Here is an 18,442-nt window from a genome sequence, read left to right as displayed (position 1 = left end):
CTTGCCCGCGAAGCTTTCAGCGGCCTCAAGGCCTTATTCGCGGGCAAGCCCGGCTCCTACAGAGGCAGGGTCGACAAGCCGTGTGTGCCTTTGACCTTACCGTGATCGAGTCCCAGACCATGAATACCCAATACCGCAAACCGCTGCCCGGCAGTCACCTGGACTTCTTCGATGCCCGCGCGGCGGTCGATGCGATTCAGCCCGGGGCCTACGCCACGTTGCCCTACACCTCCCGGGTCCTGGCCGAGAACCTGGTGCGCCGCTGCGAGCCGGCGACGCTGACCGACTCCCTCAAACAACTGATCGAGCGCAAGCGCGACCTGGACTTCCCCTGGTTTCCGGCCCGGGTGGTCTGTCACGACATTCTCGGCCAGACCGCCCTGGTGGACCTGGCCGGCCTGCGCGATGCCATCGCCTCCCAGGGCGGCGATCCGGCCCAGGTCAACCCGGTGGTGCCGACCCAACTGATCGTCGACCACTCGCTGGCGGTGGAGTGCGGCGGCTTCGATCCGGATGCGTTCGCCAAGAACCGTGCGATCGAGGACCGTCGCAACGAGGACCGTTTCCATTTCATCGACTGGACCAAAAAGGCCTTCAAGAACGTCGATGTGATTCCGCCGGGCAACGGCATCATGCACCAGATCAACCTGGAGAAGATGTCCCCGGTGATCCAGGCGCGTGATGGCGTGGCCTTTCCCGATACCTGCGTCGGTACCGACAGTCACACCCCGCATGTCGATGCGCTGGGCGTGATCGCCATCGGTGTCGGTGGCCTGGAGGCCGAGAGCGTGATGCTCGGGCGGGCCTCCTGGATGCGCCTGCCGGAGATCGTCGGCGTCGAACTGACCGGCAAGCTGCAGCCGGGTATCACCGCCACCGACATGGTGCTGGCGCTGACCGAGTTCCTGCGCAGGCAGAAGGTGGTCGGGGCCTATCTGGAGTTCTTCGGCGAAGGCGCCAGTGCGCTGACCCTGGGCGACCGCGCGACCATTTCCAACATGGCCCCGGAGTACGGCGCCACGGCGGCGATGTTCTACATCGACCAGCAGACCATCGATTACCTGAAACTTACCGGCCGTGAAGACGCGCAGGTGCAACTGGTCGAGACCTACGCCCGCGAGAGCGGCCTGTGGGCCGACAGCCTCAAGGGCGCGCAGTACGAGCGTGGCCTGCAGTTCGACCTGTCGTCGGTGGTGCGCAACATGGCCGGGCCCAGCAACCCCCACGCCCGGGTCGCCACCAGCGACCTGGCGGCCAGGGGCATTGCCGGGCAGTGGAGCGAAGTGCCGGGGCAGATGCCCGACGGCGCGGTGATCATCGCCGCCATCACCAGTTGCACCAATACCAGCAACCCGCGCAACGTCATCGCCGCCGGCCTGCTGGCGCGCAACGCCAACCGGCTGGGCCTGACCCGCAAGCCGTGGGTCAAGTCGTCGCTGGCGCCGGGCTCCCGGGCGGTGGCGCTGTACCTGAATGAGGCCGGGTTGACCCGGGAGCTGGAGCAATTGGGCTTTGGCGTGGTGGCCTTCGCCTGCACCACCTGCAACGGCATGTCCGGTGCGCTGGACCCGGCGATCCAGCAGGAAATCATCGACCGTGACCTCTATGCCACGGCCGTGCTCTCGGGTAACCGCAACTTCGACGGGCGCATCCACCCGTACGCCAAGCAGGCGTTCCTGGCGTCGCCGCCGCTGGTGGTGGCCTACGCGATCGCCGGTACCATCCGCTTCGACATCGAGAAGGACGTGCTGGGCCGGGATGCCGAGGGCAGGGAAATCCGCCTCAAGGACATCTGGCCGAGCGATGAGGAAATCGATGCGATGGTCAAGGCGTCGGTCAAGCCCGAGCAGTTCCGCAAGGTCTATACGCCGATGTTCGCCATTCACGAGGACAACGGTCCGAAGGTCGAGCCGCTCTATGACTGGCGGCCGATGAGCACCTACATCCGTCGTCCGCCGTACTGGGAAGGCGCCCTGGCCGGGGCCCGGCCGCTCAAGGGCATGCGCCCGCTGGCGGTGCTGCCGGACAACATCACCACCGATCACCTGTCGCCGTCCAACGCCATCCTGCTGGACAGCGCGGCCGGCGAGTACCTGGCGAAAATGGGCCTGCCGGAGGAAGACTTCAACTCCTACGCGACCCACCGCGGCGACCACCTCACCGCCCAGCGCGCCACCTTCGCCAACCCGAAACTGTTCAACGAAATGGTCCAGGAGAACGGCAAGGTCAGGCAGGGTTCCCTGGCGCGGGTCGAGCCGGAAGGCAAGGTCATGCGCATGTGGGAGGCCATCGAGACCTACATGGAGCGCAAGCAGCCGCTGATCATCATCGCCGGTGCCGACTACGGCCAGGGCTCGTCCCGTGACTGGGCGGCCAAGGGCGTGCGGCTGGCCGGGGTCGAGGCGATCGTCGCCGAAGGCTTCGAGCGCATCCACCGCACCAACCTGGTGGGCATGGGCGTGTTGCCGCTGGAGTTCAAGCCGGGCACCGATCGCAAGACCCTCGGTATCGACGGCACCGAGACCTTCGACGTGATCGGCGAGCGGACGCCACGGGCGACGCTGACCCTGGTCATCCGGCGCAAGGACGGTGAGCGGGTCGAAGTGCCGGTGACCTGCCGCCTGGATACCGCCGAGGAGGTGTCGATCTACGAGGCGGGCGGCGTGTTGCAGCGTTTTGCCCAGGACTTCCTCCAGTCGGCGAGCGCAAGCTGACAGAAGAATGCGAACCCATTCCGGTCCTGCCGCGCAACCCAGGTGTGCAGGCCCCGCAGGAGGCTTCATGACCCACGCAGCACAAATCAGGATCCCCGCCACCTACATGCGTGGCGGCACCAGCAAGGGAGTGTTCTTCAACCTCAACGACCTGCCCGAGGCGGCGCAGTTGCCCGGTGCGGCGCGTGATGCGCTGTTGCTGCGGGTCATCGGCAGCCCCGATCCCTATGAAAAACAGATCGACGGGATGGGGGGGGCGACCTCCAGCACCAGCAAGACGGTGATCCTGTCACGCAGCATCAAGGCCGACCACGACGTCGACTACCTGTTCGGCCAGGTGTCGATCGACAAACCGTTCATCGACTGGAGCGGCAACTGCGGCAACCTGTCGGCGGCGGTCGGCTCGTTCGCCATCAGTGCCGGCCTGGTGGGTGCCGAGCGGGTTCCGCGCAACGGCGTGGCGGTGGTGCGGATCTGGCAGGTGAACATCGGCAAGACCATCATCGCCCATGTACCGATCACCGACGGCCAGGTGCAGGAAACCGGCGACTTCGAGCTCGATGGCGTGACCTTTCCGGCCGCCGAGGTGCAGTTGGAGTTCATGGACCCGGCCGCCGAGGAGGAGGGCGCCGGCGGTTCGATGTTTCCCACCGGCAATCTGGTGGATGACCTGGAGGTACCGGGTGTCGGCACTTTCAAGGCGACCCTGATCAATGCCGGGATCCCGACGATTTTCGTCAATGCCGCGGATATCGGCTACACCGGTACCGAGCTGCAGGGCGACATCAACGGCGATCCCAAGGCCCTGGCGATGTTCGAGACCATTCGTGCCCATGGTGCGCTGCGCATGGGGCTGATCGGGCGCCTTGACGAGGCGGCCAAGCGTCAGCACACGCCGAAAGTCGCCTTCGTCGCGCCGCCGGCCAGCTACACCGCATCAAGTGGCAAGGCGGTGGCGGCTGGTGACCTGGACCTGCTGGTGCGGGCGCTGTCGATGGGCAAGCTGCACCACGCCATGATGGGCACCGCGGCGGTGGCTATCGGCACGGCGGCGGCGATTCCCGGGACTTTGGTGAACCTGGCGGCGGGCGGCGGCGAGCGCAGTTCGGTGCGTTTCGGCCACCCGTCGGGAACCCTGCGGGTCGGTGCCGAGGCCACCCAGGCCGACGGTGAATGGACCGTGGTCAAGGCCATCATGAGCCGCAGCGCGCGGGTGCTGATGGAAGGCTGGGTGCGGGTGCCGGGCGACGCGTTCTGAGTCCGGTGGTCCCTGTAGGAGCCTGTTCGCGGGCAGGCCCGGCTCCCGCAGGGATCGGCGTCTGTAGGAGCCGGGCTTGCCCGCGAATGCGGTTTACCCTGCCACCAGACCTGCGGGAACCCTACTTGAACCGCCGCTCCACGCCTTTCTCCACGAGGATCTTCGCCGAAATCTCCTCCACGGAAAAATGCGTGGAGTTGATGTGCGGAATGTTTTCCCGGCGGAACAGGTTTTCCACCTCGCGCACCTCGAATTCGCACTGGGCATAGCTCGAATAGCGGCTGTTGGGCTTGCGTTCGTTGCGGATCGCGGTCAGGCGGTCGGGGTCGATGGTCAGGCCGAACAGCTTGTGCTGGTGGGCACGCAGGGCGGTCGGCAGTTGCAGGCGCTCCATGTCTTCCTCGGTCAGCGGGTAGTTGGCTGCCCGGATGCCGAACTGCATCGCCATGTACAGGCATGTCGGCGTCTTGCCGCAGCGCGACACGCCGACCAGAATCAGGTCGGCCTTGTCGTAGTAGTGGGTGCGGGCGCCATCGTCGTTGTCGAGGGCGAAGTTCACCGCCTCGATCCGCTCCATGTAGTTGGAGTTGCCGCCAATGGAGTGGGATTTGCCCACGGAGTAGGAGGAGTGCTCGCTCAACTCCTGCTCCAGCGGGGCGAGGAAGGTGGAAAATATGTCGATCATGAAACCATTGGACGTGGCGAGAATCTCACGAATGTCCTGATTGACGATGGTGTCGAAGATGATCGGGCGGAAACCGTCCCGCTCGGCGGCACTGTTGATCTTCTGGACCATGGCCCGGGCCTTGTCCACGCTGTCGATGTACGGTTGCGTGGATTTGGCGAAGGTAATGTTCTCGAACTGCGCCAACAGGCTTTGACCCAGGGTTTCGGCGGTGATGCCGGTGCCATCGGAGATAAAGAAAGCAGATCGTTTCATTTGCACCTTGGGCCTTAAGCTGATGACGATTCTTGGATATGATAGGCAGGATTTGCCGGCCTGGAATGGCTGGCATTTTCACTTATTTTCCAGGTCCAGGCCACAGAGCGGATCGACCAGCCATTGAATTTGGCCCGCCCTGAGCTTCATCCAACACAGTCAGTGGAGAGATCACCTTGGTAGAGTACGTAGTTTCCCTCGATAAGCTCGGCGTCCATGATGTGGAGCACGTAGGGGGCAAGAACGCATCCCTTGGCGAGATGATCAGTAACCTCGCGGGCGCCGGTGTATCGGTTCCCGGCGGCTTTGCCACTACGGCTCAGGCGTATCGCGATTTTCTCGAACAGAGTGGCCTGAACGACCGCATCCACGCCGCGCTCGACGCGCTGGATGTCGATGACGTCAATGCGCTGGCCAAAACCGGCGCCCAGATCCGCCAGTGGATCATGGAAGCGGAGTTCCCCGAGCGCCTCAACAGCGAAATCCGCGCCGCCTTCGCCACCCTGTCGGCGGGCAACCCGGACATGGCCGTGGCCGTGCGCTCCTCGGCGACCGCCGAAGACCTGCCGGACGCTTCCTTCGCCGGCCAGCAGGAAACCTTCCTGAACATCCGTGGCGTGGACAACGTCATCCGCGCGGCCAAGGAAGTCTTCGCCTCGCTGTTCAACGACCGCGCCATTTCCTATCGCGTGCACCAGGGCTTCGACCACAAGCTGGTGGCCCTGTCGGCTGGCGTGCAGCGCATGGTCCGTTCGGAAACCGGCACCGCCGGCGTGATGTTCACCCTCGACACCGAGTCGGGCTTCCGTGACGTGGTGTTCATCACCGGCGCCTACGGCCTGGGTGAAACCGTCGTGCAGGGCGCGGTGAACCCGGACGAATTCTATGTCCACAAGAGCACCCTGGCTGCCGGCCGTCCGGCGATCCTGCGCCGCAACCTGGGCAGCAAGGCGATCAAGATGATCTACGGCGACGAGGCCAAGGCCGGTCGTTCGGTCAAGACCGTCGAGGTCGACAAGGCCGATCGCGCGCGTTTCTGCCTGAGCGACGCGGAGGTCAGCGAACTGGCCAAACAGGCGATGATCATCGAGAAGCACTACCAGTGCCCGATGGACATCGAATGGGCCAAGGACGGTGACGACGGCAAGCTGTACATCGTGCAGGCCCGCCCTGAAACCGTGAAGAGCCGTGCCAGCGCCAACGTCATGGAGCGCTACCTGCTCAAGGAAAAGGGCACCGTACTGGTCGAGGGTCGTGCCATCGGCCAGCGCATCGGTGCCGGCAAGGTCCGCATCATTCGCGACGTGACCGAGATGGACAAGGTCCAGGTCGGCGACGTGCTGGTCTCCGACATGACCGACCCGGACTGGGAACCGGTGATGAAGCGCGCCAGCGCCATCGTCACCAACCGCGGCGGCCGTACCTGCCACGCGGCGATCATCGCCCGTGAGCTGGGGATTCCGGCAGTGGTCGGTTGCGGCAACGCCACCGAACTGCTCAAGGACGGCCAGGGCGTGACCGTTTCCTGCGCCGAAGGCGACACCGGCTACATCTTCGAAGGCGAACTGGGCTTCGACATCAAGAAGAACTCCGTCGACGCCATGCCGGAACTGCCGTTCAAGATCATGATGAACGTCGGCAACCCGGACCGTGCCTTCGACTTCGCGCAACTGCCGAACGCCGGTGTGGGCCTGGCCCGCCTGGAGTTCATCATCAACCGCATGATCGGCGTGCACCCCAAGGCGCTGCTCAACTACGCCGGCCTGCCGTCGGAGATCAAGGACAGCGTCGACAAGCGCATCGCCGGCTACGACGATCCGGTCGGCTTCTATGTCGAGAAGCTGGTCGAGGGCATCAGTACCCTGGCGGCGGCGTTCTGGCCGAAGAAGGTCATCGTGCGCCTGTCGGACTTCAAGTCCAACGAATACGCCAACCTGATCGGCGGCAAGCTCTACGAGCCGGAAGAAGAAAACCCGATGCTGGGCTTCCGTGGTGCCTCACGCTACATCAGCGACTCGTTCCGTGACTGCTTCGAACTCGAGTGCCGTGCGCTCAAGCGCGTGCGCAACGAAATGGGCCTGACCAACGTCGAGATCATGGTGCCGTTCGTCCGTACCCTGGGCGAAGCCAGCCAGGTGGTCGAGCTGCTGGCGGCCAATGGCCTGGCCCGCGGCGAGAACGGCCTGCGGGTGATCATGATGTGCGAACTGCCGTCCAACGCGATCCTGGCCGACGAGTTCCTCGAGCACTTCGACGGCTTCTCCATCGGTTCCAACGACCTGACCCAGCTGACCCTGGGCCTGGACCGTGACTCCGGGATCATCGCGCACCTGTTCGACGAGCGTAACCCGGCGGTCAAGAAGCTGCTGTCCAATGCCATCCAGGCCTGCAACAAGGCCGGCAAGTACATCGGCATCTGCGGCCAGGGCCCGTCCGACCACCCGGACCTGGCGCGCTGGCTGATGGAACAGGGCATCGAAAGCGTGTCCCTGAACCCGGATACCGTGCTGGAAACCTGGTTCTTCCTGGCTGAAGGCCAGGCGTAAATCGCCAGCCGATCTCGCGCCGCCCCCCTGTGGGGCGCGCCACCTGTAGGAGCAGGGCTTGCCCGCGAAGCTTTTAGCGGGCTCAAGGCCCTCTTCGCGGGCAAGCCCTGCTCCTACAGGGGCGGTGTATCCACAGGAGCGGCGCGTCCCACAGCAATAGTGTATCCCACAGGGGCACGCGAGATAGGTCGGTCTGGGTATTACATGGGGCGAAGCCATGCCGGCATCGCCCTTTTTTGTGCAAGAGCCTTATGCAAAGCAGCAGTGATCTTTTTCCGGTGGCTTTGCTCAGCGCCGAGCGTCGTGGCGATCTGAGCGAAGACGTCTATCGTTTGAAACCGGGCAACAGCCCCGATGCCTCGGTCGAGCTGGCGGTGACCCGCCTGGGCCTGGCCGACGAACCGCAGGCCCGTGGCGTGCCGGTCATTCTCCTGCATGGCAGTTTCTCCAACCGGCGCTTCTGGTTCTCGCCCAAGGGCATTGGCCTGGGCGCCTACCTGGCGCGTGCCGGGTTCGATGTCTGGGTGCCGGAGATGCGCGGCCATGGTCTTTCCGTGCGCAACCAGGACTATCGCCGCAATCGCGTGGCCGACTACGCCCGCTACGATCTGCCGGCGATCGCTGCCTTCGTCCGTGAACAGAGTGGCCAGGTTCCCCACTGGATCGGCCATTCCCTCGGCGGCACGACCCTGGCGGCGGCCCTCGGCGGCCAATACCTGGGCGCGCCGGCGGTGGCTTCGGCGGCATTGTTCGGTTGCCAGGTCAGCCGTAACTACTGGCCGCTGAAGATTCCACCGGTGGAGTGGAGCGGGCGTTTTCTGCTCAAGCGCTTTCCCCACCTGTCCGGTTCGCGCCTCAAGCGCGGCCTGGAGGACGAGCCGATCGGCCTGGCCCTGGAAAGCATGCGCTGGTACGGCCTGTTCGGCCGTTTCGGCGACAAGGAGCGCAATTGGTGGGAGGGCCTGGCGGAGGTCGACGTGCCGGTGCTGGCGGTGAGCGCCGACGGCGACCGGCAGGACCCGGCCTGGGCCTGCCGCAAATTGTTCGAGCAGATCGGCTCGCCCCTCAAGCGCTTCATCTGCCTGGGCCGGGAGGCCGGGTTCAGTTCGGAATTCGGCCACGTCGAGATGCTGGTCAGCAAGCCGGCCCAGGCCGAGGTATGGCCTTTGGTGGCTGACTGGTTGCGTGATCAGCAGGCTTTTATGGCGCCTCAGTCAGGCGAGGTTCAGCAAGCGCTCTGACAAGGGCATTCCGCTTCAGGGGCGTTGCGGCTAACATATGACGCATTGAGCATTTCTGGTCATTGTCTAAACAATCGGCCGGGCAGAGCGTTTCTTTGAAGAGGTGCCGGGGAGGGTTGGCGCCTCGATTGCGGTCTCTCACCTACAGGAGTTAGTCCATGAACCATTACGTCACTCCCGACCTGTGCGATGCCTATCCGGATCAGGTACAGGTGCTTGAGCCGATGTTCAGCAACTTCGGTGGTCGCGATTCCTTCGGGGGTCAGATCGTGACCATCAAGTGTTTCGAGGACAACTCCCTGGTCAAGGAACAGGTCGAGGTCGATGGCCGCGGCAAGGTTCTGGTCGTCGATGGTGGGGGCTCGCTGCGTCGCGCACTGCTCGGGGACATGCTGGCCGAGAAGGCGGCGAAGAACGGTTGGGAAGGTCTGGTGGTCTATGGCTGCATCCGCGACGTCGATGTGATCGCGCAGACCGACCTGGGCGTGCAGGCCCTGGCCAGCCATCCGATGAAGACCGACAAGCGCGGTATCGGTGACCTGAATGTGCCGGTGACCTTTGCCGGCGTCACATTTCGGCCGGGCGAATACGTTTACGCGGACAACAACGGGATCATCGTTTCGCCCAGCCCGCTGAAGATGCCTGAATGACTTTTCGCAGTAGACCACAGGGGTAGGGATGTTCGAGGAAGACAACGCGCAATGGGGGCTGGTCCATGCCCTGGTTCTCGATGGTGAGGGTGGTGCGCGCTCGATTGCTCGGACCGAGCTGGATGACCTGCAGTTGCAGCCGGAGGAAAGCCTCTGGCTGCACTGGGATCGCAGCCATCCACAAACCCGGACCTGGCTGCGTCATTCCAGCGGGCTGAGTGAATTCAGCTGCAACCTGCTGCTGGAGGAGAACACCCGCCCGCGCCTGTTGCCGTTGCCGGACAGCGAATTGCTGCTGTTCCTGCGCGGGGTCAACCTCAATCCGGGCGCCGAGCCCGAGGACATGGTTTCGGCACGCATTTTCGCCTCGGCCAGCCGGGTGATTTCCCTGCGCCTGCGGCCATTGCGGGCAACCGATGAGTTGCTGGCGCAACTGGAGGAGGGCCAGGGGCCGAAAACCGCTTCCGAACTCATCCTGTACATCGCCCAGCACCTGACGATGAAGGTCCAGGATTTGATCGGCGAGCTCTCGGAAGTGGTCGATGCCGAGGAAGAAAAGGCAGATTCCGACGAGCGGTATTGCCCAGAGCATGGGGCGGTCGTGCAGATCCGTCGCCGGGCCGCCGGACTGAAGCGCTTCCTGGCGCCACAGCGGGACATCTTCGGCCAGTTGACGCGGATCAAACTGCCCTGGTTCGCCAGTGACGATGCCGACTACTGGAACGAATTGAACAACAGCCTGACCCGCTATCTCGAGGAGCTCGAACTGACCCGCGAGCGCGTGGGGCTGCTGCTTGACGCCGAGGACCGGCGCCTGAACCAGCACATGAACAAGATCATGTACCGCTTCGGGATCATCACCGGGATCTTCCTGCCGATGAGCTTTCTCACCGGCCTGCTGGGGATCAACGTCGGCGGGATTCCGGGCTCCCAGGACCCCTATGGTTTTGTCATCGCCTGCCTGCTGATCGTCGCCGTGGCGCTCGGGCAGTGGTGGCTGTTTCGTCGTTTGCGCTGGCTCTGAAGGATGTTGCATGTGACCCGGAAAAATCCGATCGCGTCTTTTCAAGACATTCCGAGAGGTGCTTATGCACGATCCGTTTGAACAGTCTCTGCGTGACATGCTCAAGGCCTCGCCGTCCACACCTCGTGATGACGACGCGTGCCTGGGCCGTGTGCTGAAAACCGCCAACCGCCAGGTTGGCGCGGGCGATCTCTTCAGTCTGCTGGGGCGCTGGCTGCAAGCGCTGATGATCGCCCTGAACAATGGATCGGCCCATGTGATGCCGGTTTCTCGTCGTACCCCTGGTTCCCGCTCTGCGGATAAGGCTGATTGAATATGGAACTTGATCTCTGGACTCGGAGTCTGGTGACGGCGATGACAGCGTTGTGGACGAAGGTCGCGAACTTCATCCCGAACCTGTTTGGCGCCCTGGTGGTCGTACTGCTGGGCTTCGTCGTGGCGAAGCTGCTCGATACCCTGTTGTCCAAACTGCTGGCCAAGCTGGGGCTGGACCGCCTCATGGCCGGTACCGGCCTGACCAAGCTGCTAGGCCGGGCGGGCATCCAGGTGCCGATCTCGACGCTGATCGGCAAGATCGTCTATTGGTTCATCCTGCTGATTTTCCTGGTTTCCGCCGCGGAATCGCTGGGCCTGGAGCGGGTTTCGGCGACGCTCGACATGCTGGCGCTGTATCTGCCCAAGGTGTTCGGCGCGGCGCTGGTGCTGCTGGTCGGCATGCTGCTGGCGCAACTGGTCAACGGCCTGGTGCGCGGCGCCGCCGAAGGCGTCGGCCTGGATTACGCCAGTGGCCTGGGGCGCGTGGCCCAGGGCCTGGTGGTGATCATCAGTATTTCGGTGGCGATCAGTCAGCTGGAGGTCAAGACCGACCTGCTGAACCATGTGATCGTGATCGTGCTCATTACCGTTGGTCTGGCCGTGGCGCTGGCCCTGGGCCTGGGGAGCCGGGAAATTGCCGGGCAGATCCTGGCGGGAATCTATGTGCGCGAGTTGTACCAGGTTGGGCAACAAGTGCGAGTTGGCGAGGTCGAAGGGCAGATCGAAGAGATCGGCACGGTTAAGACCACATTGCTGACCGACGAGGGTGAGCTAGTCTCTCTCTCCAATCGGATCCTGCTGGAACAGCATGTGAGTAGCCGCTAAACCGGCAAACCCTGCTAATGTATGCCGCCGCAAAAAGCCCCCAGCCCGGGGCCGCGGCGGCCATTGACCTGACTGTCGGCAAGACTCGTTTTGAATAAAACCCAATCGCTATCGATGCGTTACGACCCCCGCGAGCTCACCGATGAGGAGCTGGTGGCGCGTTCGCATGCGGAGCTGTTTCACGTGACGCGCGCCTACGAAGAGTTGATGCGGCGCTATCAACGAACTTTGTTCAGCGTTTGTTCAAGGTATTTAGGGAACGATCGTGATGCGGATGATGTCTGTCAGGAAGTGATGTTGAAGGTCTTGTATGGCCTCAAGAACTTTGAGGGTAAATCGAAGTTCAAGACATGGCTCTATAGCATCACGTACAACGAATGCATTACCCAGTACCGCAAGGAGCGGCGCAAGCGTCGCCTGATGGATGCCCTGAGTCTCGATCCGCTCGAGGAGGCCTCCGAGGAGAAGACGCCGGCGCCCGAAGAAAAGGGTGGTCTGGACCGTTGGCTGGTGCATGTGAACCCGATCGACCGGGAAATCCTGGTGCTACGTTTTGTCGCAGAGCTGGAATTCCAGGAGATCGCCGACATCATGCACATGGGCCTGAGTGCTACGAAAATGCGCTACAAGAGGGCGCTTGATAAATTGCGTGAGAAATTTGCGGGCATTGCTGAAACTTAGTTGGACGCAAATATCTCTTACGTTCAGGCAAGTTCTGCTAGACTTGTCGCCGAGTTGTCCCCCGGTTTGGGGACTGATTCACAATCACCAGATGGGGATTTAACGGATGAAACTGAAAAACACCTTGGGCATTGCCGTTGGTACACTTGTAGCCGCAACTTCGTTCGGCGCTCTGGCACAAGGCCAAGGCGCAGTCGAGGGTGAGCTGTTCTACAAGAAGCAGTACAACGACAGCGTCAAGCACGTCGAAGACGGCTACAACCCAGGCGCTTCGCTGGGCTACTTCATCACCGACGACGTATCGGTCAACCTGACCTACGACAAGACCAACCACACCCGTTCGAACGACGGCACCGGCAGCCAGAAGCTGGGCGGTGACAAGTTCGGCCTGAAAGGTCAGTACCACTTCGGTACCGTTGGCGATGCAATCCGTCCATACGTTGAAGGCGGCGTTGCCCACGGCAGCCTGACCAACGTTGCTGCTGACGGCCACACCGGTCGTGACCAGTCGACTTTCCTGACCACCGGCGCTGGCGCCAAGTGGTACATCACCGACAACCTGTACGCTCGTGCCGGCGTTGAAGCCGACTACAAGCTGGACAACGGCAAGTGGGACTACGCTGCTCTGGTAGGCCTGGGCGTGAACTTCGGTGGCAGCGGCGGCAAGGTCGCTCCTGCACCTGCCCCAGCTCCAGTTGCTCAAGAGCCAGCTCCGGCTCCTGAAGCTCCAGTGGCTGAAGTGGTCAAAGTTGAGCTGGACGTGAAGTTCGACTTCAACAAGGCAGTGGTCAAGCCAAACAGCTACGGCGACGTGCAGAACCTGGCTGACTTCATGAAGCAGTACCCACAAACCACTACCGTGGTTGCTGGTCACACCGACAGCATCGGTACTGAAGCCTACAACCAGAAGCTGTCCGAGCGTCGCGCTCAGGCTGTTAAGGAAATTCTGGTTCAGAAAGGTGTTGCTGCTAGCCGCATCGACGCTGTCGGCTACGGCAAATCCCGTCCAGTGGCTGACAACGCCACCGAAGCTGGCCGTGCGATCAACCGTCGCGTAGAAGCTTCCGTTGAAGCCCAAGCTAAGTAATTAGCCTGGTGTTGCGAAAAGCCCGGCTCAGGCCGGGCTTTTCTTTGCCTGCAATTCAGTGCTCAGGGTTTCAGCATCCAGAGCAGCAGGGCCAGGTTGACCAGCAACGACAGCAGCGCCACCGTGCGCCAGACTTTCAGCGGCTCGCGCTCCAGCAGTGGTCGCGGGCGCACGCCCAGCACATTGCGCTCACCTTTCTCCAGCTCCAGCAGCCACTGCTCGGCCGTCTCGTAGCGTTCCGAGGGGGCCACCGCGATCGCCCGATTCAGGCTGTGGGCCAGCCATTCGGGGAGATCCGGGCGATAACGTGCGGCACTGACCGGCGTACCGAAGCGCGGGCGCTGGAAGGCTTCGAGCTCGCCATGGGGGTAATGCCCGGTCAATAGATGAAACAGGCTGACGCCGACACTGTAGAGGTCCTGGCGGACGTCCGGCGGCTGCCCGTCGAAGGCTTCCGGTGCGATGTAGCCGGGGGTGCCCGGCAGTTCCGGGCCAGGTGCTTCGCTCAGCCCCGGACAATAGGCCAGGCCGAAATCCAGCAGGCGCAACTCGCCATCGCTGCCCAGGTGCAGGTTCTGCGGCTTGATGTCGCGGTGCAGGATGTTGCGCCGATGGAGCATGCCGACCGCCTGCAGGGTGCGCCTGGCCAACTCCTGCCATTGCGCCAGTGGCAGCGGCCCGACCTGCCGGAACCGTTCGGCGAGGGTCTGGCCCGGATATTCGCGCATCAGGTAATACAGGTGCTGGCGTTGCGGGGCAGGGTGCACTTCGGGAAAGCAGCGCCCGGCCACCCGGCGCAGAAACCACTCCTCCAGCAGCAGCCCCTGGCCGGCGTCGGGCTCGGCGTGACGGCTCGCGGGCAGGGTCTTGAGCAACCAGGGCTGTTGTTGGGCATCCCGCACCCGGTAGAGCAGCGATTGCCGGCTCTGCGCCAGCAGGCTGTCGACCTGCCACCCCTCGAAGAACTGGCCGGGCTTGAGCAGCGGCGGCAACGGCCATTGCTGCAACTGGATCAGCGTGTCACCGAGACTGTTTTCCCCCGGTTGCTCGACCCTCACCAGCAGCGCACTGGCGTTATCCTGGCTGCCGGCCAGGTGTGCGGCATTGACCAGGGTCTTCACCGCATCATTCGGCTCGGGCTGTTCACGCAGGATAGTGGCAATCGCCCCATCGCCGAGGGTGGCCCAGACGCCGTCGCTGAGCAGGACGAAACTTTCGCCCTGGCGCAGTTCGCCATCGAGATAGTCGACCACCAGGTGCTGGTCCAGGCCCAGGGCGCGCTTGAGAACGTGCTGCATGTCCGGTTGTTCCCAGACATGATCCTGGCTGATCCGCTGCAACTGGTCGTCATGCCAGCGATAGACCCGGCAATCGCCGACATGGGCCAGGGTGAAGCGCCGTCCGCGCAAGACCACGGCGCTCAGGGTGGTGAGCAGCGGTTGTCCGCCGCCATTGGCCTGCAGCCAGCGATTCTGCGCCAGCAGCAGGCGGTCCAGCGCCTGGGCCACGCCCCAGGTCGCCGGCGTGGCGTAATAGTCGAGTGCCAGCGCCTGCAGGGTCGCCTGCGCCGCCAGCGCGCCGTCGGCGCACTGGCTGACCCCGTCGGCGATGGCGAACAGATAACCCTTGCTCGCCGCCAGCTCCGGTGCCGGCGTGACCAGGCGCACGGCGTCCTGGTTCTCCGTGCGGGGGCCGGTGGCGCTGGCCTGGGCAAAGCTCAGTTGCAGGGCCATCGGCCGCTCAGACCCTGGCCGCGGTCACGGCTGCCGAGCCCCAGGTGGTGCGCCAGCGCCGCTTGACTCCGTGCAGGCCGAACCAGGCGAGCACCCCCAGGCTGGCGAACAGCCACAAGGCCAACTGGTAGCTGCCGGTGCTCTGCTTGATGGCGCCCATGCCGGCCGCCAGGGCGAAGCCGCCGATGCCGCCGGCCATGCCGATCAGCCCGGTCATCACGCCGATTTCCAGGCGGAAGCGTTGGGGGACCAGCTGGAATACCGCGCCGTTGCCGGCCCCGAGGCCGAGCATCGCCAGGACGAACAGCCCCAGGGCGGCATGGGAATCGGGCAGGTTGAAACCGACGGCGGCGATGCAGGTGGCGGCCACGGCGTACATGCCGAGCAGCGTACGGATGCCGCCGAAACGATCGGCCAGGGCACCGCCCAGCGGACGCATCAGGCTGCCGCCGAACACGCAGGCGGCGGTGTAGTAGCCGGCGGTCACCGGGCTCAGGGCGTACTGGTCGTTGAAATAGCCGGGCAGTGCGCTGGCCAGGCCGATGAAGCCGCCGAAGGTCACGCTGTAGAAGAACATGAACCACCAACTGTCGCGGTCGCCCAAGGCTTTCATGTAGTCGCCCATGGACTTGGCCTTGGGCCGTTGTGGGGCGTTGCGGGCCAGCAGGGTGAACAGCAGCAGGGTGGCGAGCAGCGGAATCAGGGCGAAACCGAACACGTTGTTCCAACCGAAGGAGGCCGCGAGCAGCGGTGCGATCAGTGCGGCGAACACCGTGCCGGAGTTGCCGGCGCCGGCGATGCCCATGGCCTTGCCCTGGTGCTGTGGCGGGTACCACTGCGAGGCCAGGGGCAGGGCGACGGCGAACGAGGCACCGGCCATGCCGAGGCACAGCCCCAGCAGCAGCGCCTGTTCATAACTGTGAATACCCAGTTGCCAGGCGCCCAGCAGCGCGACGATCACACAGACCTGGCCGATGATCCCGGCGGTCTTGGGCGACAGCCGGTCGGCCAGCATGCCCATCAGGAAGCGCAGGACCGCGCCGGCCAGGATCGGCGTGGCCACCACCAGCCCGCGCTGCTGGGTGGTCAGGTGCAGGTCGGCGGCGATCTGCACCGCGAGGGGGCCGAGCAGGTACCAGACCATGAAACTCAGGTCGAAATACAGAAAGGCCGAAAACAGGGTCGGGGTATGGCCGGACTTCCAGAAACTTGCATTCATCACGCACCTCAGCGGTAAGAGTCTCAGGGGGGCTGTCGCAAGGGGGCGGTGATGCGCCTGCACGGCTGCACCACTGGCCCCCATTTGCGGGACCAAAACGCAAAAGACGTCGCCACCCGCTGCGCTGGCGCGAAAGGGGTGGGCGACGTCTTTGTCGTAAAGTGGGGCAACCGCCGTTGGTTACCTGCAGGTTCGGATAAGCAAGAGGCGGGCCAGGCTGGCTGCGCCTCAGCCGAGCAGTTCGCTCATGGCGATGATCTGCTCGGCGACCTGGATCAGTTTCTGTTGGCGGCTCATGGCCTGGCGCCGCATCAGGGTATAGGCCTCCTCTTCCTTGCAGTTCTTCATTTTCATCAGCAGGCCCTTGGCCTGTTCGATGCGCTTGCGCTCGGCCAACTGCTGGTCCCGTGCCTGCAATTGGGCACGCAGCGCCTGGTCGCTCTCGAAACGGGCCATGGCCACGTCGAGGATCGGCTGCAGGCGCTGGGCCTGGATGCCTTCGACGATGTAGGCGCTGACCCCGGACTTGATGGCCTGGCGCATCACCCCCGGATCGTGTTCGTCGGTGAACATCACGATGGGCCGGGGCTGGTCGCGGCTGACCAGCACCACCTGTTCCAGCACGTCGCGGCTGGGGGATTCGGTATCGATCAGGATCACGTCGGGGCGCACGCTCTCCACGCGCGCGGGCAGGTCGATGGTCAGTCCCGACTCGTCGATGACCTCGAAGCCGGCCTCGACCAGGGCGGCCCGCAGGCGTCCGACCTTTTTCGCGGTGTCGTTGATCAGCAGGATACGCAGCATGTTCAGGCCTCCGATCAGTGACGGGCGAACGCGGCGGGCGCGTCGCTCATGGCATGCAGCCGGAAACTGCGGGCATAGCCGGCCGGGTCGCTGCCGTCCCAGATCTGGCCATCGATCAGGCGGCTGCTGCGCATCACCTCAGGCCCGTGCCCGATGCCCAGCACGGCGGCGGCCTGGCGATACAGTTCCAGTTGCTGCACCTGGCGGGCGACGCCGAGGTAGTCGGGATCCTCGCGCAGCAGCCCCCAGCGGCGGAACTGGGTCATGAACCACATGCCGTCCGACAGATAGGGCAGGTTCACCGCGCCGGCAGCGTGGAAACGCAAGGCGTGGGGATCCTGCCAGCGTTGGCCGAGGCCGTCCTCGTAGTCGCCGAGCAGGCGTGGCTGGATATGCTCCAGCGGCGCATCGAGATAATCGCTGCCGCTGAGCAGTTGCGCCGTGCTGCGGCGGTTTTCCGGGCTCTGCTCGATGAACCGGCTGGCTTCGAGCACCGCCATCATCAGGGCTCGTGCGGTATTGGGGTACTGCTCGACGAACGCCCGGGTGCAGCCCAGCACCTTCTCCGGGTGATCGGGCCAGATCGTCTGGCTGGTGGCCAGGGTGAAGCCCAGGCCCTGCCTGACCGCGCTGTCGCTCCAGGGCTCGCCGACGCAGAAACCGTCGATCCGTCCGGCGCGCAGGTGCGTGATCATCTGGGGCGGCGGCACCACCACGCTGTTGACGTCCCTGAGTGGGTGTATGCCCTGGCTGGCCAGCCAGTAATACAGCCACATGGCGTGGGTGCCGGTGGGAAACGTCTGGGCAAAGGTCAGCCTTGCGCCATTCTGGTGCGCGTGTCGGCCCAGTGCTTCAGGGCTGGTCACGCCGGCCTTCTGCAGGGCCGGGGAGAGGTTGATGCTCTGGCCGTTCTGGTTCAGGCCCATCAGCACCGCCATATCGGTGGCCGGGCTGCCGCCGATGCCCAGGTGCACGGCGTAGATCAATCCGTAGAGGCTGTGGGCGGCGTCCAGTTCGCCGCTGACCAGCTTGTCGCGCAGACTGGCCCAGGACGGCTGGCGCCTGAGATTCAGGGTCAGGCCGTATGGCTGGGCAAAGCCCTGGGTGGCGGCGACCACCAGCGAGGCACAGTCGCTCAGGGGCATGAAGCCGAGATCCAGGCTGGGTTTCTCTGGCGCATCGCTGCCGTTGACCCAGGCGAGGGGGGAGGCGGGGAGTTCGTTCATCGGCGTTTCACTCTTCAAAAAAAAACGTCGCACCCGGCCGACGCCTCTGGCGCTGGCGGGTTACGACGTCTTTGTCCTTGCAGCCCGGCCGCCGTTGGCCAGGGTTTGTCGGGATGTAGCAAGGCATATGCCACTGTCGCGGACGTGCCGGGTGGCCATCAGCTTCTCATCATGATCTG

15 protein-coding genes are annotated in these 18,442 nt (G+C 64.1%); 10 read left to right on the top strand and 5 right to left on the bottom strand.

Features of this window, described 5'->3' with window-relative positions; genetic code table 11:
- Nucleotides 1-119: 119 nt before the first annotated feature.
- Nucleotides 120-2,714: a Fe/S-dependent 2-methylisocitrate dehydratase AcnD gene (acnD, locus tag PF66_RS14185; protein ID WP_054063042.1), complete on the top strand. Its 2,595-nt coding sequence runs from the start codon at nucleotides 120-122 to the stop codon at nucleotides 2,712-2,714.
- Nucleotides 2,715-2,781: 67 nt separating this feature from the next.
- Nucleotides 2,782-3,972: a 2-methylaconitate cis-trans isomerase PrpF gene (gene prpF, locus PF66_RS14180; protein ID WP_054056766.1), complete on the top strand. Its 1,191-nt coding sequence runs from the start codon at nucleotides 2,782-2,784 to the stop codon at nucleotides 3,970-3,972.
- 121 nt (nucleotides 3,973-4,093) lie between these two features.
- Here prpF and ppsR read toward each other — a convergent pair whose 3' ends face one another.
- Nucleotides 4,094-4,912 carry a posphoenolpyruvate synthetase regulatory kinase/phosphorylase PpsR gene (ppsR, locus tag PF66_RS14175; RefSeq protein ID WP_010448956.1) on the bottom strand — a complete coding sequence of 273 codons (819 nt, stop codon included), beginning with the start codon at nucleotides 4,910-4,912 and terminating at the stop codon, nucleotides 4,094-4,096.
- A gap of 176 nt (nucleotides 4,913-5,088) precedes the next feature.
- Between ppsR and ppsA the strand changes: the two genes are divergently transcribed.
- From ppsA to PF66_RS14135, 8 genes are all read left to right on the top strand, one after another.
- Nucleotides 5,089-7,458, top strand: coding sequence for a phosphoenolpyruvate synthase (gene ppsA, locus PF66_RS14170; protein ID WP_054056765.1), 2,370 nt, complete (start codon nucleotides 5,089-5,091; stop codon nucleotides 7,456-7,458).
- A gap of 251 nt (nucleotides 7,459-7,709) precedes the next feature.
- The gene (locus tag PF66_RS14165; protein ID WP_054063041.1) at nucleotides 7,710-8,699 is read left to right on the top strand and encodes an alpha/beta fold hydrolase; all 990 of its coding nucleotides are present in this window, start codon (nucleotides 7,710-7,712) and stop codon (nucleotides 8,697-8,699) included.
- Nucleotides 8,700-8,857: 158 nt separating this feature from the next.
- Nucleotides 8,858-9,349, top strand: a complete 492-nt coding sequence (rraA, locus tag PF66_RS14160) for a ribonuclease E activity regulator RraA (RefSeq protein ID WP_054063040.1) — start codon at nucleotides 8,858-8,860, stop codon at nucleotides 9,347-9,349.
- A gap of 28 nt (nucleotides 9,350-9,377) precedes the next feature.
- Entirely contained in the window at nucleotides 9,378-10,373 is a 996-nt protein-coding gene (locus PF66_RS14155; RefSeq protein WP_054063039.1) for a zinc transporter ZntB, read from the top strand.
- Nucleotides 10,374-10,437: 64 nt separating this feature from the next.
- Nucleotides 10,438-10,686 (top strand): hypothetical protein, encoded by a 249-nt coding sequence (locus PF66_RS14150; RefSeq protein WP_017901896.1) that lies wholly within the window; start codon nucleotides 10,438-10,440, stop codon nucleotides 10,684-10,686.
- Between the two features lie 2 nt (nucleotides 10,687-10,688).
- A complete protein-coding gene (locus tag PF66_RS14145; protein ID WP_026144854.1) occupies nucleotides 10,689-11,513 on the top strand; it encodes a mechanosensitive ion channel family protein in 825 nt (274 codons plus the stop codon).
- Nucleotides 11,514-11,603: 90 nt separating this feature from the next.
- Nucleotides 11,604-12,194: an RNA polymerase sigma factor SigX gene (gene sigX, locus PF66_RS14140; RefSeq protein WP_026007354.1), complete on the top strand. Its 591-nt coding sequence runs from the start codon at nucleotides 11,604-11,606 to the stop codon at nucleotides 12,192-12,194.
- Between the two features lie 106 nt (nucleotides 12,195-12,300).
- Nucleotides 12,301-13,281, top strand: a complete 981-nt coding sequence (locus PF66_RS14135) for an OmpA family protein (protein ID WP_054063038.1) — start codon at nucleotides 12,301-12,303, stop codon at nucleotides 13,279-13,281.
- Between the two features lie 62 nt (nucleotides 13,282-13,343).
- Here PF66_RS14135 and PF66_RS14130 read toward each other — a convergent pair whose 3' ends face one another.
- From PF66_RS14130 to PF66_RS14115, 4 genes are all read right to left on the bottom strand, one after another.
- Entirely contained in the window at nucleotides 13,344-15,014 is a 1,671-nt protein-coding gene (locus tag PF66_RS14130) for a bifunctional protein-serine/threonine kinase/phosphatase (protein ID WP_054063037.1), read from the bottom strand.
- 7 nt (nucleotides 15,015-15,021) lie between these two features.
- Nucleotides 15,022-16,233 (bottom strand): nitrate/nitrite transporter, encoded by a 1,212-nt coding sequence (locus tag PF66_RS14125; RefSeq protein WP_054063036.1) that lies wholly within the window; start codon nucleotides 16,231-16,233, stop codon nucleotides 15,022-15,024.
- 228 nt (nucleotides 16,234-16,461) lie between these two features.
- The gene (locus PF66_RS14120) at nucleotides 16,462-17,037 is read right to left on the bottom strand and encodes an ANTAR domain-containing response regulator (RefSeq protein WP_054063035.1); all 576 of its coding nucleotides are present in this window, start codon (nucleotides 17,035-17,037) and stop codon (nucleotides 16,462-16,464) included.
- Between the two features lie 14 nt (nucleotides 17,038-17,051).
- Nucleotides 17,052-18,263 carry a CmpA/NrtA family ABC transporter substrate-binding protein gene (locus tag PF66_RS14115; RefSeq protein ID WP_054060590.1) on the bottom strand — a complete coding sequence of 404 codons (1,212 nt, stop codon included), beginning with the start codon at nucleotides 18,261-18,263 and terminating at the stop codon, nucleotides 17,052-17,054.
- Between the last annotated feature and the right edge of the window lie 179 nt (nucleotides 18,264-18,442).

Origin of the sequence: Pseudomonas asplenii (assembly GCF_001293465.1) — a bacterium.
Classification (GTDB): Bacteria; Pseudomonadota; Gammaproteobacteria; order Pseudomonadales; family Pseudomonadaceae; genus Aquipseudomonas; species Aquipseudomonas fuscovaginae_B.
This window is presented reverse-complemented; position numbering and strand designations above follow the sequence as displayed.

Coding starts and splice junctions, on each gene's coding strand:
- acnD (WP_054063042.1), top strand. CDS start 120: ATGAATACCCAATACCGCAAACCGCTGCCCGGCAGTCACCTGGACTTC.
- prpF (WP_054056766.1), top strand. CDS start 2,782: ATGACCCACGCAGCACAAATCAGGATCCCCGCCACCTACATGCGTGGC.
- ppsR (WP_010448956.1), bottom strand. CDS start 4,912: ATGAAACGATCTGCTTTCTTTATCTCCGATGGCACCGGCATCACCGCC.
- PF66_RS14165 (WP_054063041.1), top strand. CDS start 7,710: ATGCAAAGCAGCAGTGATCTTTTTCCGGTGGCTTTGCTCAGCGCCGAG.
- rraA (WP_054063040.1), top strand. CDS start 8,858: ATGAACCATTACGTCACTCCCGACCTGTGCGATGCCTATCCGGATCAG.
- PF66_RS14155 (WP_054063039.1), top strand. CDS start 9,378: ATGTTCGAGGAAGACAACGCGCAATGGGGGCTGGTCCATGCCCTGGTT.
- PF66_RS14150 (WP_017901896.1), top strand. CDS start 10,438: ATGCACGATCCGTTTGAACAGTCTCTGCGTGACATGCTCAAGGCCTCG.
- PF66_RS14145 (WP_026144854.1), top strand. CDS start 10,689: ATGGAACTTGATCTCTGGACTCGGAGTCTGGTGACGGCGATGACAGCG.
- PF66_RS14135 (WP_054063038.1), top strand. CDS start 12,301: ATGAAACTGAAAAACACCTTGGGCATTGCCGTTGGTACACTTGTAGCC.
- PF66_RS14130 (WP_054063037.1), bottom strand. CDS start 15,014: ATGGCCCTGCAACTGAGCTTTGCCCAGGCCAGCGCCACCGGCCCCCGC.
- PF66_RS14125 (WP_054063036.1), bottom strand. CDS start 16,233: ATGAATGCAAGTTTCTGGAAGTCCGGCCATACCCCGACCCTGTTTTCG.
- PF66_RS14120 (WP_054063035.1), bottom strand. CDS start 17,037: ATGCTGCGTATCCTGCTGATCAACGACACCGCGAAAAAGGTCGGACGC.
- PF66_RS14115 (WP_054060590.1), bottom strand. CDS start 18,263: ATGAACGAACTCCCCGCCTCCCCCCTCGCCTGGGTCAACGGCAGCGAT.